Annotated in this window: 16 protein-coding genes; 6 read left to right on the plus strand and 10 right to left on the minus strand. The window is 60.8% G+C overall.

The window, feature by feature from the left end; all coding sequences use genetic code 11:
* Positions 1 to 9 precede the first annotated feature (9 nt).
* The 3 genes from HZ994_13920 to HZ994_13930 form a co-directional block, all read right to left on the minus strand.
* Complete coding sequence (locus tag HZ994_13920; GenBank protein ID QTN33364.1) at positions 10 to 819, minus strand: sugar phosphate isomerase/epimerase; 810 nt, start codon at positions 817 to 819, stop codon at positions 10 to 12.
* A gap of 61 nt (positions 820 to 880) precedes the next feature.
* Entirely contained in the window at positions 881 to 2,278 is a 1,398-nt protein-coding gene (locus tag HZ994_13925; protein QTN33365.1) for a deoxyribodipyrimidine photo-lyase, read from the minus strand.
* A 54-nt stretch (positions 2,279 to 2,332) separates the two neighbouring features.
* Positions 2,333 to 2,593: a hypothetical protein gene (locus tag HZ994_13930; GenBank protein QTN33366.1), complete on the minus strand. Its 261-nt coding sequence runs from the start codon at positions 2,591 to 2,593 to the stop codon at positions 2,333 to 2,335.
* A 242-nt stretch (positions 2,594 to 2,835) separates the two neighbouring features.
* On the opposite strand from HZ994_13930, the gene HZ994_13935 reads away from it, so the two are divergent.
* A complete protein-coding gene (locus tag HZ994_13935; GenBank protein QTN33367.1) occupies positions 2,836 to 3,918 on the plus strand; it encodes a DNA-directed RNA polymerase subunit alpha in 1,083 nt (360 codons plus the stop codon).
* A 26-nt stretch (positions 3,919 to 3,944) separates the two neighbouring features.
* Positions 3,945 to 4,421, plus strand: coding sequence for a 50S ribosomal protein L17 (gene rplQ / locus HZ994_13940; GenBank protein ID QTN33368.1), 477 nt, complete (start codon positions 3,945 to 3,947; stop codon positions 4,419 to 4,421).
* A 198-nt stretch (positions 4,422 to 4,619) separates the two neighbouring features.
* Here rplQ and HZ994_13945 read toward each other — a convergent pair whose 3' ends face one another.
* The 4 genes from HZ994_13945 to HZ994_13960 form a co-directional block, all read right to left on the minus strand.
* Entirely contained in the window at positions 4,620 to 4,910 is a 291-nt protein-coding gene (locus HZ994_13945) for a hypothetical protein (GenBank protein ID QTN33369.1), read from the minus strand.
* Between the two features lie 24 nt (positions 4,911 to 4,934).
* Complete coding sequence (locus HZ994_13950) at positions 4,935 to 5,504, minus strand: hypothetical protein (GenBank protein QTN33370.1); 570 nt, start codon at positions 5,502 to 5,504, stop codon at positions 4,935 to 4,937.
* Positions 5,505 to 5,573: 69 nt separating this feature from the next.
* Positions 5,574 to 5,813 (minus strand): CDGSH iron-sulfur domain-containing protein, encoded by a 240-nt coding sequence (locus HZ994_13955; GenBank protein QTN33371.1) that lies wholly within the window; start codon positions 5,811 to 5,813, stop codon positions 5,574 to 5,576.
* A gap of 3 nt (positions 5,814 to 5,816) precedes the next feature.
* Positions 5,817 to 6,002, minus strand: coding sequence for a hypothetical protein (locus tag HZ994_13960; GenBank protein QTN33372.1), 186 nt, complete (start codon positions 6,000 to 6,002; stop codon positions 5,817 to 5,819).
* A 143-nt stretch (positions 6,003 to 6,145) separates the two neighbouring features.
* On the opposite strand from HZ994_13960, the gene HZ994_13965 reads away from it, so the two are divergent.
* A complete protein-coding gene (locus tag HZ994_13965) occupies positions 6,146 to 6,796 on the plus strand; it encodes an HAD family phosphatase (protein ID QTN33373.1) in 651 nt (216 codons plus the stop codon).
* Here the strand turns inward: HZ994_13965 and HZ994_13970 are convergent.
* Both HZ994_13970 and rdgB read right to left on the minus strand, forming a co-directional pair.
* Positions 6,793 to 7,314: a C40 family peptidase gene (locus HZ994_13970; protein ID QTN33374.1), complete on the minus strand. Its 522-nt coding sequence runs from the start codon at positions 7,312 to 7,314 to the stop codon at positions 6,793 to 6,795. The genes HZ994_13965 and HZ994_13970 overlap by 4 nt on opposite strands.
* Positions 7,315 to 7,357: 43 nt before the next feature.
* Complete coding sequence (gene rdgB / locus HZ994_13975; protein QTN33375.1) at positions 7,358 to 7,963, minus strand: RdgB/HAM1 family non-canonical purine NTP pyrophosphatase; 606 nt, start codon at positions 7,961 to 7,963, stop codon at positions 7,358 to 7,360.
* An 81-nt stretch (positions 7,964 to 8,044) separates the two neighbouring features.
* Between rdgB and HZ994_13980 the strand changes: the two genes are divergently transcribed.
* The 3 genes from HZ994_13980 to HZ994_13990 all read left to right on the plus strand — a co-directional run bounded on the left by HZ994_13980 (position 8,045) and on the right by HZ994_13990 (position 11,590).
* Entirely contained in the window at positions 8,045 to 8,503 is a 459-nt protein-coding gene (locus tag HZ994_13980; GenBank protein QTN33376.1) for a thioredoxin family protein, read from the plus strand.
* Positions 8,504 to 8,509: 6 nt separating this feature from the next.
* The gene (locus HZ994_13985) at positions 8,510 to 8,953 is read left to right on the plus strand and encodes a thioredoxin family protein (protein QTN33377.1); all 444 of its coding nucleotides are present in this window, start codon (positions 8,510 to 8,512) and stop codon (positions 8,951 to 8,953) included.
* Between the two features lie 105 nt (positions 8,954 to 9,058).
* Entirely contained in the window at positions 9,059 to 11,590 is a 2,532-nt protein-coding gene (locus HZ994_13990) for a leucine--tRNA ligase (GenBank protein ID QTN33378.1), read from the plus strand.
* Positions 11,591 to 11,606: 16 nt separating this feature from the next.
* On the opposite strand, the gene HZ994_13995 is transcribed toward HZ994_13990, so the two are convergent.
* Positions 11,607 to 14,714, minus strand: coding sequence for a hypothetical protein (locus HZ994_13995; protein QTN33379.1), 3,108 nt, complete (start codon positions 14,712 to 14,714; stop codon positions 11,607 to 11,609).
* Between the last annotated feature and the right edge of the window lies 1 nt (position 14,715).

Raw genomic sequence — 14,715 nt, forward strand, 5'->3', positions numbered from 1 at the left:
GGAAGGATTTTAACCAAAGGCGGCGCGGAGGTTTGCCATGCTTTCTGCGGCGAGGGTGTCCGGGGGGATGTTTGTATCGAAGACCTCGACGGAAACCCATTTGTCGTAGCGTCCCCTGATGAGTTCGGCGGCGATGGGCGGGAAATCGACATCGCCCATGCCGGGGCCGCGGAGGTTGGGGTCGTTCGCGTGGAAGTGGGCGGCCCAGGGGAGGGATTCGCGGACGGTTTCCGGGATGGGTTTGCTGTCGGCGGCCATGGCCTTGACATCGAGGTGGAGTCGGACTTGCGGTGAATCGATTTTTTCTAACAGCGCGATGGTCTCGGCGGCGGTGTTGATGAAATTCGTTTCCGAGGGTCCGAGGAATTCGAAGGCGACGGTGACGCCCGCCGCCGCGAGGTGGGGGGAGAGGCGCTGGAAAAAGTCGATGAAGCGCGCCTCGGCATCCGGGCGCGACCATCCGGGAGCTAACGTGCGCTGCTGGGGGCTGCCCCAGACCATGATATTCCCGCCCATGGCGGAGCAGGTTTCGGCGAGGTGGCGGGCGTAATCGAAGGTGCGCTGTAGGACGGCGGGGTGGGGATCGGTGAGGTGGTAGCCTTCGGTTTTGGCGAGCAGCCAGTGGAGGCCGACCATTTCGAGGCCGTGGTCGCGGACGATGGCTCCGTATTTTTCCGCTTCTGTGTGGGTGAGTGTTTCGGGATTTCCGAGGGTGAAGGGGGCGACCTCAAGGCCGGTGTAGCCGTGGCGTGCGGCCTTGGCGCAGCTACCGGGAAAATCGTGGTCGCGGAAAGTTTCGTTGCAGATTGCGAATTTCATGTGAGGCTGGGGTTCTGGGGGCAGGGGAACCACGGATGAACGCGGCTCGGGTTCCCGATTCTCAGTTGCCCCGGTGCTTTTTGAAGATCGCGAGGGTGCGGTCGCGCTCGGCCTTGTGATCGACGCAGGGTAGGGGATAGCCGGGGGCGAGGGGGTTGCCATTTTCCGGAGGGGATTGGAATTTCTTCGGATCGACCCCGGCGAGCTCCGGCACCCAGCGCTTGATGTATTTCCCCACGGGATCGTGCTTCGCGGTCTGGGACCATGGGTTCTGGATGCGAAAATAAGGGGCGGCATCAGCCCCGGTGCCGGCGGACCATTGCCAGCCGCCGTTGTTGGAGGCGATCTCTCCGTCCGTTAGGTGCTGCATGAAGTGGGACTCGCCGAGTTTCCAGTCGATGTGCAGGTCCTTTGTGAGGAACATGGCGGTGATCATGCGGACGCGGTTGTGCATGAATCCGGTTTTGAGGAGCTGGCGCATCCCGGCATCGACGATGGGGAAGCCGGTCTCGCCGCGTTTCCACTTGTCGAAATTCCCGCCGGGTTCCACCCACGGCAGGCCTTTCCAGTCCTCGTTGAACTCGTGGTCGAGGACGTGGGGAAAGTGGTGGAGTATGGCGAAGTAGAACTCGCGCCAGGCGAGTTCCTTGATGTAGGTGGCGATCGATTCGCGTGGGACGCCGCGCGCCTCCTTGTATTCGTCGTTCACCTTCGCATACAGGGTGCGGATGGAGATGAGGCCGTAGCGGAGATCCTGGGATAGGCGGGAGGTGCCGTCCTCGGAGGGGATGTCGCGCAGATCCTGGTAGCTGCGGATGATCTTCGAAACGGCGCGATCCATCCGCTGGCGGGCAGCGCGTTCGCCGGGTTCGGGGAGGTCTGCGGTGGGTCTTTCCAGTCCCCAGTGGGCGACGGTGGGAAGCTCCAGGGAGGGGATGCCTGCCGGGGTGTTGAGCGCTTCCGGTTTCGGGTAAGGTGTGGGCTTATCTCGCTCGATCCAGTTCCGGTAATAAGGTGTGAAGACCTTGTAGGGGGTTTCCGACTGGGTAAGGATTTCGGCAGGTGTGTGGAGGGAGGCGTCGTCGTGTCCTGTGCAGCGGATGCCGAGTTCTTCGCAGAGTCCGATGAGCTTTTCCTCAACGCGTTTGCCGAATGGGTCTGGGTCGCGGTTGAAATGGATGGCTTCGGCTCCGGTTTCCCCGATGAGTTTGCGTATTTCGGTAACGGCATCGCCGCAGCGGATGATGAGGCGGCCTTGCAGCGTTTCGAGGTTCCTTGAGAGCGATGCGAGGCATCCGCAGAGGAAGTGCTGACGATTTGAGCCGGTCCAGTGATGCGAGCTTTTCCAATCGCTGAGGACATAGACCGGGATCACCGGGTTGCCCTTCGAGGCGTGATGGAGGGCGGTGTTGTCGGCGATGCGGAGATCGCGGCGGAACCAATGGATGACCGGAGGCATGGGCGACGAAAGCACCGTTTCGCGCCGGGCAAAACGAAAATCAGCGGGAGTGGATCAGACTTTCGCCAGAAAGGCGGAACACTTCTTGATCGTGGCGGGGCTGAGCTTCCCGTTGACCAGTTTGCCGCCCTCGAGGATGGCTTTCAGATCGGAAAGAGCGGCCTCTGCGGCGACGAGGGATTTTTTGCCACCTCCGAATTTCTTGTCGGGAAAATACTTGGTGAATGTGGTGCCGTAGCGGCTGATGCAGAGACGCCAGCCCTCGAATGCCGCATTTTCGTACGTAAAGCGGGTAAGGTTTTTCTTAGATTTCATTTTCTATGGGGGAAAACTGAGTCCCCATAAAACCCTGCGGAACAGGTGAATCCAAGCATATTTCTCAGTACGCTCAGTAAAACGTGAAGAAATCGCGGTTTTTTGCAGAAAAAGCATTGCAACAAGGCCGCCGAAGCATTTTCTTCGCCCCCCGCGAGGTAAAGATAATCGAACAGCCGTTGGTCCTCTGGTCGCGAAAGCGCCCGGCTCGCGAGAGGGAAACCCGGCAACCTACAACAAACATGTCAGCCACCACACTTGCTCGTTTCGAGCTTCCGAACCGCCTCGTCCGCAACGAGGACACAGCCACAGACACTTACGCGCAATTCGTCGCGGAGCCCTTTGAGCGCGGCTACGGCCACACCATCGGGAACACCCTGCGCCGCGTCCTGCTCTCCTCGCTTGAAGGCGCGTCCATCACATCCGTGCGCATCGCCGGTGTGCAACACGAGTTTTCCAGCCTTCCCGGCGTGGTCGAGGATGTCACGGACATCGTCCTGAACCTCAAGAAGGTGAAATTCTCGCACAACGACAAGGAGCCCCGCATCCTTTCCATCAAGGTGGAGAAGGACGGCGTCATCACCGCCGGCGACATCCAGGGCGACAACATCTACGATGTGGTCAACAAGGACCAGGTCATCTGCACCCTCGACAAGAAGGTGAAGTTCGATTGCGAATTCGAGGTCCGCGTAGGTCGCGGCTTCTCCACCGGGGATGAGAACAAGCGCAAGGACCAGCCCATCGGCGTGATCGCGATCGATTCGATCTTCTCGCCTGTCACCCGCGTCAAATACAGCGTGGACACCACCCGCGTCGGCCAGATGACCGATTACGACAAGCTCACCCTCGACATCTGGACGGACGGCCGCATCACCCCGCAGGACGCGCTCCTCCAGGCTTCCGCGATCCTCCGCCACCACCTCGATGTCTTCGTCAATTACGATGAGAACGCCGTCGATTTCGAAGAGGCACCTGCCGAATCCAGCGAGGAGAACGCGGCGCTCAAGAAGCTCCTCAACATGTCCGTCAACGAGATCGAGCTCTCCGTCCGTGCGGCGAACTGCCTGAACAACGCGAACATCACCTCCGTCGGCCAGCTGGCGATGAAGTCGGAAGCCGAGATGCTGAAATACCGCAACTTCGGGAAAAAATCCCTCAACGAGATCAAGGACAAGCTCGTCGAGCTCGGCCTCGGCCTCGGCATGTCCTTCGAGCCTGCCTTGCTCGCCGGCGGTTCCGTCGCATCGCGCGGAACACGCCTCGGCGCGGAGGATGAGGCACCCGTCGGACTCGCCGATCTCATCGCACAAAACCTCGACGAATAAGACCACCCAACCGAAACAACCAACCGATGAGACATCGCCGCAACACCACCAAGCTCAAACGCAGCGCCCCGCACCGCAAATCGCTGCTCGCAAACCTCGCCTGCAGCCTGATCGAGCACGGGCGCATCAGGACCACTTTCGGAAAGGCAAAGGCGCTTCGCCCTGTCGCCGAGAAGCTGGTCACCCAAGCCAAGCGCAACGACCTGCACTCACGCCGCCTCGCCATCGCATTCCTTCGCCAGAAGGATGCCGTGAAGAAGCTGTTCGATGAGGTCGCTCCGAACACCGGAGACCGTCCGGGCGGATATTGCCGCATCACCAAGCTCGGCCAACGCATGACCGACGCCGCACCGATGGCCATCATCGAATGGGTCGATCTGCCGGCGCTCGATGCGGAGGACGAGATCGAGGAAGTGGCCGCCGAGGAAACCCCGAAGCCTGCCAAGAAGGCCGCCAAGAAAACGGCGGACAAGAAGGAAGAGGAGCCAGCCTCAGCGGAGTAAGCCATCCGATTGCCCGAAAAATCACAAAGCCCTCCTGTGGAAACACAGGGGGGCTTTTTCGTGGGGGGAGCCGTGATTTGGAAATCTCGGATTCTCATGAATCTGCCATCATGAAAATCGACGCGGCGAGGCAAACCGCGATCAAGAACCAGAAGGCCGCCTCGGCCGGGTTGAAGGTTTCGATCGCATCGGAAGCGCTCACTTCATCTTCTTCACGATCTGTTTCCTGAACAGCGGGAGGAACTCGCGCTCGATGTATTCGTGGGCGGCTTGCAGGCCTTCGGCGCGGTGGATTTCCCCGATCCGCGCCTCGACGCTGGTGGGGTTTCCGAAGGCGCTGAGGAATTCGTTGGAGGTGAGGTGGGTGAACCAGATGCCGTCCATGCAGCCGCGCTCGCGCAGCACGAATTCTCGGGCGAAGAGGGCGAGCACCGCATCGCCGATCCATGCCGCCTCGCGCTCGATCTTGAGGAGTTCGTTGCGTGTCACGCGGCGAGTGTGATGTGGCGGCAACTAGCGGGCTAGCTTTTCCATGCGCTCGCGGCGGATTCTTTCGCGCAGCCTGTCCTCGGACTCCGCATCCCAGTATCCTGGCTGCAACTCGAGGAAAACGGAGGTGTAGGGCAGTGCCGTGGGCGTGCGAATCACCAGCACGTCGTAGCTTTGGTTCGCGGATTCCAGCAGGGTGATGAGGGATTGCTGGTCGAGCTCCGTCGGTTCATGGCCGTGGAGCGACTCGGCGATCTGGTGGCGCATTTGGTCGATGCCCGGCGCGAAATCGTTTTCCACGGCGCGCATTTCCCGGGTGAGATAGACCTTTGGACGGACGTTCTGGGTGCGCTCCAGGGCGTTGAGCACGTAATCGACAACCTCTGGCACCTCCGCGTCCGCGTTTACCTGGCGCACACCCACACGGCTGTGGGCCGGGAAGGATGCCTCGGAAACAACGATCCAGTTCCGGTAGCCGAGCTGGTTCACCTGGCTGTTGACGGAACCCCTCCAGTCCCCGGCGTCCCCCATCGAGCCGCAGCCAGGAATCATCACGGAGATGATTGGTGCGAGCAGAATTCCGAAGGATTTCACGTGTGCGATGATAGGCGGAATGGCAGCCGGTGTCAACGGACGGAGAGAGGGCTTGTCCGGATGGCCGGATCAGAGATCGCGGTGCGAGCCGTCGCAGAAAGGTGGGTTCTTGGTGGCCTTGCACTGGCAGAGGCTGAGGGCGGATTTCTCCGCGACCTCGAATTTCCGTGGCTGTATGCCGCTGCCCTTGTGGGAGCCGTCGCAGAAAGGGGTGTGGCTTGTTTTCCCGCAGGCGCACCAGAAATACGCACCGGGCTCCAGATCCAGCCTGATGGGTCTTTTCTCGGTTGGCACTGGATCTTCCGGCATGGTTCAGCGTGTTTCGTTTTGGTTCCCGGCTATCATTTCACGGGAAATGTCCGCCGCCTTGCCGGTGACGGGAACAGCGCTGCGCGTCTGCTGGTGGTAGCGCTCCGTGGGAACCTCGTGGATGTAGGTCACACCTAGCCAAGCAATCAGGATGGCGGAGGATGCACCTATGAAACTGCGGATATTCATGCGATCGGCGGGATGGGGTGGGAAGCGCTGTGCTTATGCCAAGGAACCTCCTGGAAGCCAACCAAAATCGGAAATATTGATATTTTAGGTTAATTGATGAATTCCGGCTTGCGGGATGAGGCTTGCCGGGACATCGAAGGGGCGTGGCACCCGCAGCAATCCTCTTCGATTTCGACGGGATACTTGTGGACACCGAGTGGGCCATCTACCAGGCGTGGCTGAGGACGTTCCGGGCTCACGGCCAGGATCTGCCGCTTTCCCTCTATACGCGCTGCATCGGTTCCGATTTCGATGCGTGGTCCCCGAAGACGTATCTGGAGGATCTGACCAAGCTGGGCTTCGACTGGCTGGAGATGGATGCGGCGAGGCAGTTGGAAATCCGTGCCGAACTCGAGCAGGAAGGTGCGATGGAGGGGGTGCTGGAGTTGTTGGTGGAACTCCGGGAAAAAGCGGTCCCGGCGGCTGTTGTTTCCAGTTCCTCCCATTTTTGGGTGGACGGATGGTTGGAAAAGCTTGGCCTCGGAGGTTTTTTCAGGGATGTGGTCTGCAAGGGCGATGCCCCCCGCATCAAGCCCGCTCCGGACCTTTATCTCGAGGCCGCGCGCAGATTGGGTGTGGCTGCGGCGGATTGCCTGGTGATCGAGGATTCCCTCAACGGCCTGATTTCGGCAAAAACCGCGGGGATGGCGGCATGGATTGTGCCAAACCGAGTGACCGCAGACCTCGATTTCTCTCAGGCGGACAGGGTCTTGCCCGATTTCGCGACGCTGCGAAGCGTGCTTTTCGAACGCTAGAGCCCTGGCGGGTGGCGCATGACATGCCCCTTGCCCGGGCGGGTGCGGGTGTGCCAGCGTGGACCCGACCGGTCGGCTCCCCAGCCGGTGTCGAGGCGCAAGCCGGCGACAGTCATGAAAACATGGCCGTTGCGGCAGTAGATGGTGATCCAGTCACCGGCCCCTTTCTTGCCGTATTCGAAGTAACCCTTCGAGGTGAGGGATCCGCGCAGCAGCCCAGCCTCCCTGAGCACATAGGATACCGTGCCGGAGCAATCGTAGCCGCTGTCATTGTGCTTGGCGTGCCCACCGCCCCACTTGTAGGGCATGCGCTGGAGCCTGTTGCCTGCGGCGATGGCCCTTTTTACGGCGGCAGGTGCGTTGCGCGGCGCGTAAGCGACTCCGTTCTTGATCATCGCTGTGCGACCATGCTCGAAGCGGTAGGAAACCGGCTGTCTCGCCTTCACCTGGCTGGAGCAGGAAGACAAGGCACCGACAAGTGGCATCAACAGCAGGGCTGGCAGGAAAAAGCGTTTCATAGGGCGTATTTTACGAAATTAGTTAATTTTTCCAAACTATTTTTTAAAATCCATCGGGATTTTCGTTTTCAAGGGCTTCCGAGAAAGCGCGGATCGCATTGGCGCGATGGCTGAGTTGGGATTTCACCCCTGCCCCCAGATCCGCCATCGTCAGATCGTGCCCGTCGGGGATGAAGAGCGGATCGTAGCCGAATCCGCCGTTACCGGATGGTCTTTCTGCGATTTTCCCCTCGACCACCCCGAGGTAAACGCCCATTTCCTGCCCGCCCTTGGCAAGCACAAGGGTGCAGCGGAACCTTGCGCTGCGTTCGGCCTTGCCTTGCATTTCGCGCATCAGGCGCTGGTTGTTGAGGGCATGGTTGCCTTCCTCACCGCCGTAGCTGGAGGACCAGACTCCGGGGGCGCCGCCGAGGGCGTCCACCTCCAGGCCGGAATCGTCGGCCAGCACCCAGCCATCGGTGCGGCGGCTGATTCCCAGGGCCTTGAGCCTTGCGTTTTCGAGAAACGTGGTGCCGGTTTCCTCGATTTCCGGGAGATCGGGAAATGCGGTGACATCCAGCACCTCAAAGCGGCCGCCGATGATGTGGCGGATCTCCGCGGTCTTGTGGGGGTTGCGGGTGGCGAGGATGAGCCTTGGGAGCTGGGGCATGGGCTATGGATTTCAGTTTTTCCGGGGCTTTGCCAAGAAATTTAGAATAAAACCCCGCCCGGAGCCGCCTACCATGAAGATATGAAAGCCATAACCCACCTAGCCGCCGTCGCATTCGGCGTAGCCGCCCTCGCCTCAACCGCATTCGCATCCGCCCCGGAAGGCTGGGAAACGGATGTCGAAGCAGCCATCGCCCTTGCCAAGAAAGACGGGAAATCCGTCTTGCTGGAGTTCACCGGCTCCGACTGGTGCCCTCCTTGCATCATGATGGGCAAGAAGGTTTTCTCCAAGCCGGAGTTCGTCAAGGCGGCCTCGAAGGACTTCGTGCTCGTGCATCTCGACTTCCCGAAGGGCGACAAGGAGCTTGCCGAGAAGAACCAGCCGCATGCCGACAAATACGAGATCGAGGGCTTCCCGACGGTGATCCTGCTCGACAGCGAAGGCAAGGAATTCACCCGGTTCTTCGCCTCCCAGTATCCGGACATCGACAAATTCCTCGCCCATCTCAAAGACTCCCTCGAAAAGAAAGACCTGGACTAAACGAACATGAAACACTTCCTCATCGCACTCACATCCGTAGCCGTGCTTGCAGCATCCGCCATCGCCGGTGAATCCGCCTGGCTCACCGACTACGAGGCCGCCAAGAAGCAGGCGAAGGCCGAGAACAAACCGATCTTCATCAACTTCACCGGCACCGACTGGTGCGGATGGTGCATCAAGCTGGAAAAGGAGGTTTTCTCCAAAAAGGAATTCCAGGATTACGCCAAGGAGCATCTCGTCCTGATGGAGGTGGATTTCCCGAACAAGAAGCGGCAGACGCCGGAGGTGAAAGCCCAGAACAAGAAACTCGACAAGGAGTTCGGCATCGAGGGCTACCCGACCTTGTTTCTGCTGGATGCCGATGGCAAAAAGCTCACCGATGACATCGGTTACCGCGAAGGTGGTCCGGCGGCCTACGTGGCCCACCTGAAGGAGCTTTTGAAAAAGTGATCCCCACGGCGATTTTCAGGAACCCTGCCCGCGATTCCCGCAGGCAGGGTTTTTCTTTTCATCCGGCGGGCGGTGCGGCAACTTTCCCACCCTCCGCCGCCCACCATGTCCGAAACACGCAAACCTTTCCCCTTCGACGAATTCGAGCCCAAGTGGCAATCGCGCTGGGATGCCGAGAAAACCTTCCGCACGCCCAATCCCGGCGAGGAGGGCTTCGATGCCTCCAAGCCGAAGTATTACGTCCTCGACATGTTCCCCTACCCGAGCGGCGCGGGCCTCCACGTCGGCCACCCGGAAGGCTACACCGCCACCGACATCATCGGGCGCTACAAGCGGATGAACGGATTCAGCGTCCTCCACCCCATGGGCTACGATTCCTTCGGGCTGCCCGCCGAGCAATACGCGATCAAGACCGGCCAGCATCCGGCAATCACCACCGCCGCGAACATCGAGACCTTCCGCCGCCAGCTCAAATCACTTGGCTTCGCCTATGACTGGGATCGCGAGATCGCCACCACCGATCCGGAATACGTGCGCTGGACCCAGTGGATTTTCCTCCAGATCTACAATTCCTATTTCTGCGAGGAAACCAACAAGGCGAAGCCCATTTCCGAGCTCGAGGCGAAAGGATGGAGCCGGGAGGAAATCGACAATGTTCGCCTCGCCTTCGTGGCCGACACGCCGGTCTGGTGGTCGCCGGATCTCGGCACCGTCCTCGCCAACGAGGAGGTCGAGGAATGGAAGGCGAAAGGCCACACCGTCGAGCGCCGCCCGCTGCGCCAATGGATGCTGCGCATCACCAAATACGCCCAGCGCCTCATCGACGAACTCGATACGCTCGACTGGCCCGAGGGAATCAAGCTGCTTCAGAAAAACTGGATCGGCAGGAGCGAAGGGGCGACCGTCAAATTTCAAATTTCGAATTTCAACTCCCAAGTGGAGGTGTTCACGACGCGGCCCGATACGCTTTTCGGTGCGACATACATGGTTCTCGCTCCCGAGCATCCGTTTGTTTCGGAAATCACCACGGAGGAAAACAAGGTGGCGGTGGAGGCTTATCAGAAAGCCTGTTCAGCGAAGTCGGATCTCGATCGCGGCGACCTCAACAAGGACAAGTCCGGCGTTTTCACCGGTGCCTACGCGGTCAATCCGGTCAACAACCAGGAAATCCCGATCTGGATCGCGGACTACGTGATGATGGGTTACGGCACCGGCGCGATCATGGCCGTGCCCGCGCATGACGAGCGGGATTTTGAGTTCGCGCAACGTTTCGATCTGCCGGTCATCCAGGTGGTGAAACCGTCGGATGATTCCGACTGGCAGGGTTACACGGCTCCCGGAACCGCCATCAACTCCGGCTTCCTCGACGGCCTGCCCACCGCCGAGGCCAAGGCCAAGATGATCGCCTGGCTCGTCGAGAACGAGAAGGGCAAGCGCAAGATCCAGTTCAAGCTCCGCGACTGGCTGTTCTCCCGCCAGCGCTATTGGGGCGAGCCGTTTCCCATCGTCTGGAAGGACGGCCTGCATTCCGCCGTGGCCGATGAGGAGCTACCTTTGCTCGCGCCGCCGCTCGACGATTACAAACCCAGCGGCTCACCGGAACCCATCCTCTCGAAAGCCCGCGAATGGGTCGAGCTTCCCGACGGTTTCACCCGCGAGACCAACACCATGCCGCAGTGGGCGGGTTCCTGCTGGTATTACCTCCGCTACTGCGATCCTGGTAATTCCGACCGTTTCATCTCGAAGGACGCCGAGCGATACTGGTCGGATGAGAAACCGGGAATGGTCGATCTCTACGTCGGCGGCACCGAGCATGCGGTGCTGCATCTCCTCTATGCGCGTTTCTGGCACAAGGTGCTCTTCGATCTCGGCCACGTCCGCACTCCGGAGCCGTTCCAGAAGCTCGTCAACCAAGGCCTGATCCTCGGCGAGGACGGGCAGAAGATGTCCAAGTCCCGCGGCAACGTGGTCAATCCCGACGATGTGGTGAAGGAATACGGCGCGGATTCCCTGCGCCTCTACGAAATGTTCATGGGGCCGCTGGAGCAGGTGAAGCCATGGCAGATGAAAGGCGTGGAGGGCGTCTCGCGCTTCCTCGCCCGCGTCTGGCGCCTGGCCGTCACCGAGGAGGGCGGGGTTTCCGGGAAAATCCAGGACGCGCCGTGCACCGACAAGGAGCTGCTCCGCGTCGTCCACGAGACGATCAGGAAGGTCGGCGAGGACATCGAGAAACTCAGTTTCAACACCGCGATCTCGCAGATGATGATCTGCACCAACGCCTTCACGCAGGCGGGCGCGGTGCCGCTGAAGGAGTTCACGGATTTCCTGAAAATCCTCAATCCCTTCGCCCCGCACCTCAGCGAGGAGATCCATTCCCGCATCGGCGGCAAAGGCCTGCTTTCCGAGACCGAATGGCCGGCTTACGACGACCAAGCCCTGATCCGCACCGAGTGCGAACTCGTCGTGCAGGTCAACGGCAAGCTCCGCGACCGTATCTGGATGGCCATGGATGCGCCCGAAGAAACCGCCAAGGAACTCGCCTTCTCATCGCCGAAAATCAAGGAGCACACCGATGGCAAGATGATCCGCAAGGTGATCTACGTCCCCGGCAAGATCATGAACCTGGTGGTTGGATAGGTGCCGCCTGCTGCGGTTATTCGACACCGATGCGGTAGAAGCGTTTCGGATCGCCTGGTGCGGGGCTGTGGCTGAATTCGACGGGCGCTCCGTTGCCCGGTTTGGCATCGCCGATCTGTAACCATTCGTCCTCTTTCAGCGATGTGCTTGTCCACAGGCGATAGGTTTTTCCGGATATGCCATCCACGGTGAGAGTGATCTCGCCACCGGATCTCACCAGCGAAGAGATGCGGAATTGCGAAGCGGCATCCAGCGGATCGGTGCCTGCGGTATCCTCCGTTGCGTTGGTTACGCCATCGCCGTCCTCGTCGCCGTCTGAGGATAGGAGCTTCACGGGTGCACTTGCCGGGCTGGACGGCCCGGTGATGCCTGCTGTGCTGGTGGCGGTTGCGGCGGCTGTCAGGTTGTCCCCAATGTTTCCGGTGAGCGTGACGGATGCGATGCCGGCCTGCACGGAGCCGTTCACGGTGAAGAAATCAACCGCATCGTCCCCGGTGAAAGCGGAGGTGCCCCAGGTGAAGGTGGCGCTGCTGCCGATCGCGTAGGCCGCCGCGGAGACCGGGGTGTCCGGCGCGGGCGGCGGGGTGACATCGTAGAGTTTCAGATACTGCGCCTCGTAGGGTGCGGTGTCCCACGCGCCTGCCGTGGTCGGGACTTTTTTCAAGTTCACCGTGAAGCCGCCGCTCTTGAGTGCGCTGCCGGTGATGCCGCCGCCCCATTGCCATGCATCGCGGCGCCCGGTGATGGCGGGAGGCCGGATGTACGCCGCGATGTTGCGCACGTTGTAGGTGCGCGTGTCCTTGATCCCCAGCAAGGTCGCCAGCCCGGCGGGGATCTTGAAATTGTCCGGCTGGTCGTTGGAACGGTCGAGGTTCGCGAAGGCAAGGACAACATCCTTGGACGCGGGGGAAGCGCCGGGTTGCTCGTACTTCGCCACGCTGAAAATCTGGTTGTTGGAGCCGTCACCGTTCAGGAACCAGCGGTTGGAGGAACGCAAGGCCGCGCTGAGGCTGCGCGCCGCGTTGATGCCGGAATAGACATGGAAGAGCTGGTCGTTCCCGAAATCCGTATCCGACCACAGCGGCATCATCGAATTGTAGGTTTTGAAATGCGGGATGTATTTCCCGAAGTTTTTTTCCATCAGGTCGTACCCGAAAAAGGTCGAGATCCCGAGTTCCTGGCCGGGGAAGATCATCGGCGCGCCGTCGTTGGTGGAGAAGATCGCAAAGCGGGCCGCCGCGTCCCATGGGTTCGCATAGTTGTCCTCGTCGTGGGAAACGGTATTGAGAAGCACAAGCCCTTGGCCGAAGGCCGAACGCCGGGTTTCGAACATGGAGACGAAGTCATTCCTGTTCGAGGCGCCTTTCGCGGCGAAGAGGATGTTCTCGTTGAGGATGTCGAAGTGGCGGTTCGAGCGGTAGGGCGGGGCGCCGCCGTCAAGCGTCTCCGCCATGAAAACGAAACTCCACTTGTAGCTGCGGGCGACGTTGATGATGTATTCCCAGCATTGGGGGGGGAGCCCCTGGCCGAAGTCGCAGCGCAGGCCGTCGATGCCCCGGGCGTCCCATGCATAGCGGGCCGCCGCATCGCCATCGCCCGGAAGGCTGTTGCGGTTCTGGTTGGCGGGTCGTGTTTTCTCCAGCCAGTAAGGGGCGTATTGCGCAAAGTATTTCCATGTCGCGCGCGTGAAGGCATCAAAACTGCCGCCGTCCGTGCCGTTGAATGCGTAGGACGTGGTATCCAGCCAATCCCCTTCGTTGTTGTAGTTGTTGTTCTCGGAGCCGTCCTGGGCGCCGACCAACGCCGCGTAACGCCCGAAATAGATGTCGAGCACATCCAGCCATTTGCCGAAGTCGTTGCGGTCGGGTGCGGATGCGACGTTGTTGTTGAAAAAATCGTTGTAGCTGTTGGCCCGAAGGCGGTAGTCGCCTTTCCGGGAAAACACCCTGAGCTCGCGGTCATGGATCAGGTCGGTCTTCGACCATCCGGTGGCACCCTGCGCCGCCATCCAGGAGATGTTCGGGTTCCCGCCCTGCGTCGCGATGCCGGGCTCGCCCAGCTCGACATCCCATGCGGTGTGGTTGAAGGCGGCGTCCGGCATGATGTTGATCCCTGCGCCGTCGGCATCGGTCACGAAATTCTTGAAAGCTTGCATCGCGTTGTCGCGGTTCGTCTGGCTGCCGACATCGGCGATATTCGATGGATCGCCGGCGAAGGTGGCGGACATGCGGGGGTCGATTTCCCAGAAATTTTTCACCGCGTAGGGGCTGCCGAGGGCGAAGGGATAGTTCACGTCCTCCGAAGGGCTGCCGCCGTTCCATCTCCAGGTGGTGGCGCCCGCACCGGGGGACCGCGCGTTGATGTTCGCCGCGCTTTCGTGGCGGCCTTCCCAGCCGTACGGGTGGTAGGGCTGGAACCAGAGCCAGTTCACCCCGAGAGCCTGCGCGTAGCCGAGGTTCCAGTTGTTGACACGCCCTCCGGCGGTGTGGATGGCCCCGGCGCGGTCGGAGAGATCCTCGAAGGTGCTGCGCTGCGAAAATTGGGTGCCGGATGCCTCGATGTTGAGTGTGTTCACCTCGTACAAGCGGATCTCGCGTGCGGTGACCGGCGAGACAACGATGGCATGGTCGCGTTTCCCGCCGGAACCCGTGTTCGCGTAGTAGCGGTAGGTGCCCGGGGCATCGCCGTTCAGCCGGTAGCGGGCGGTGAGCCGGTAGGCGCCGGTCTTCGATGCCTGGAGCGTGATCTGGTATCCGCCCGATACGAGGGCCATGGTATGCGCCTTGTAGTAGTGGGTGTCATCCCCGGCGGCGATCGTGTTGCCGTTCGGCGGGAGGATGCCGTCCTCGATGCCATCGCCGTTTGCGTCATCATCCGCGCGGTCGCGGCGGTCGAGGTTTGTGAAAACCTCGGCGGATTCGACGTTCGTCACCTGCGGATCGAAGAAGACAGTGATGGGTATGGAGTCTCCGGCAACCTCATCGACAAAGAGATGGGTGGTCGTGTAATCCGCCTCCACCTCGCCGCCCGCGCGGGTCGTCGAGTTGGCGCTGATTTTCAGCGTGGCGGCGGACAGCGATGGCGCTGCAAGCATGAGTGCCGCGGCGATGATTTTCGGATTCATG

The sequence above is a fragment of the Akkermansiaceae bacterium genome, assembly GCA_017798145.1.
In the GTDB taxonomy this organism is placed as follows: Bacteria; Verrucomicrobiota; Verrucomicrobiia; order Verrucomicrobiales; family Akkermansiaceae; genus Luteolibacter.

What these genes read in the sequence shown, in the direction of transcription:
- HZ994_13970 (QTN33374.1), bottom strand. Translation starts at nt 7,314, where the DNA reads ATGAAACGCTTTTTCCTGCCAGCCCTGCTGTTGATGCCACTTGTCGGT.
- rplQ (QTN33368.1), top strand. Translation starts at nt 3,945, where the DNA reads ATGAGACATCGCCGCAACACCACCAAGCTCAAACGCAGCGCCCCGCAC.
- HZ994_13985 (QTN33377.1), top strand. Translation starts at nt 8,510, where the DNA reads ATGAAACACTTCCTCATCGCACTCACATCCGTAGCCGTGCTTGCAGCA.
- HZ994_13990 (QTN33378.1), top strand. Translation starts at nt 9,059, where the DNA reads ATGTCCGAAACACGCAAACCTTTCCCCTTCGACGAATTCGAGCCCAAG.
- HZ994_13955 (QTN33371.1), bottom strand. Translation starts at nt 5,813, where the DNA reads ATGCCGGAAGATCCAGTGCCAACCGAGAAAAGACCCATCAGGCTGGAT.
- HZ994_13925 (QTN33365.1), bottom strand. Translation starts at nt 2,278, where the DNA reads ATGCCTCCGGTCATCCATTGGTTCCGCCGCGATCTCCGCATCGCCGAC.
- HZ994_13935 (QTN33367.1), top strand. Translation starts at nt 2,836, where the DNA reads ATGTCAGCCACCACACTTGCTCGTTTCGAGCTTCCGAACCGCCTCGTC.
- HZ994_13980 (QTN33376.1), top strand. Translation starts at nt 8,045, where the DNA reads ATGAAAGCCATAACCCACCTAGCCGCCGTCGCATTCGGCGTAGCCGCC.
- HZ994_13995 (QTN33379.1), bottom strand. Translation starts at nt 14,714, where the DNA reads ATGAATCCGAAAATCATCGCCGCGGCACTCATGCTTGCAGCGCCATCG.
- HZ994_13920 (QTN33364.1), bottom strand. Translation starts at nt 819, where the DNA reads ATGAAATTCGCAATCTGCAACGAAACTTTCCGCGACCACGATTTTCCC.
- HZ994_13930 (QTN33366.1), bottom strand. Translation starts at nt 2,593, where the DNA reads ATGAAATCTAAGAAAAACCTTACCCGCTTTACGTACGAAAATGCGGCA.
- rdgB (QTN33375.1), bottom strand. Translation starts at nt 7,963, where the DNA reads ATGCCCCAGCTCCCAAGGCTCATCCTCGCCACCCGCAACCCCCACAAG.
- HZ994_13960 (QTN33372.1), bottom strand. Translation starts at nt 6,002, where the DNA reads ATGAATATCCGCAGTTTCATAGGTGCATCCTCCGCCATCCTGATTGCT.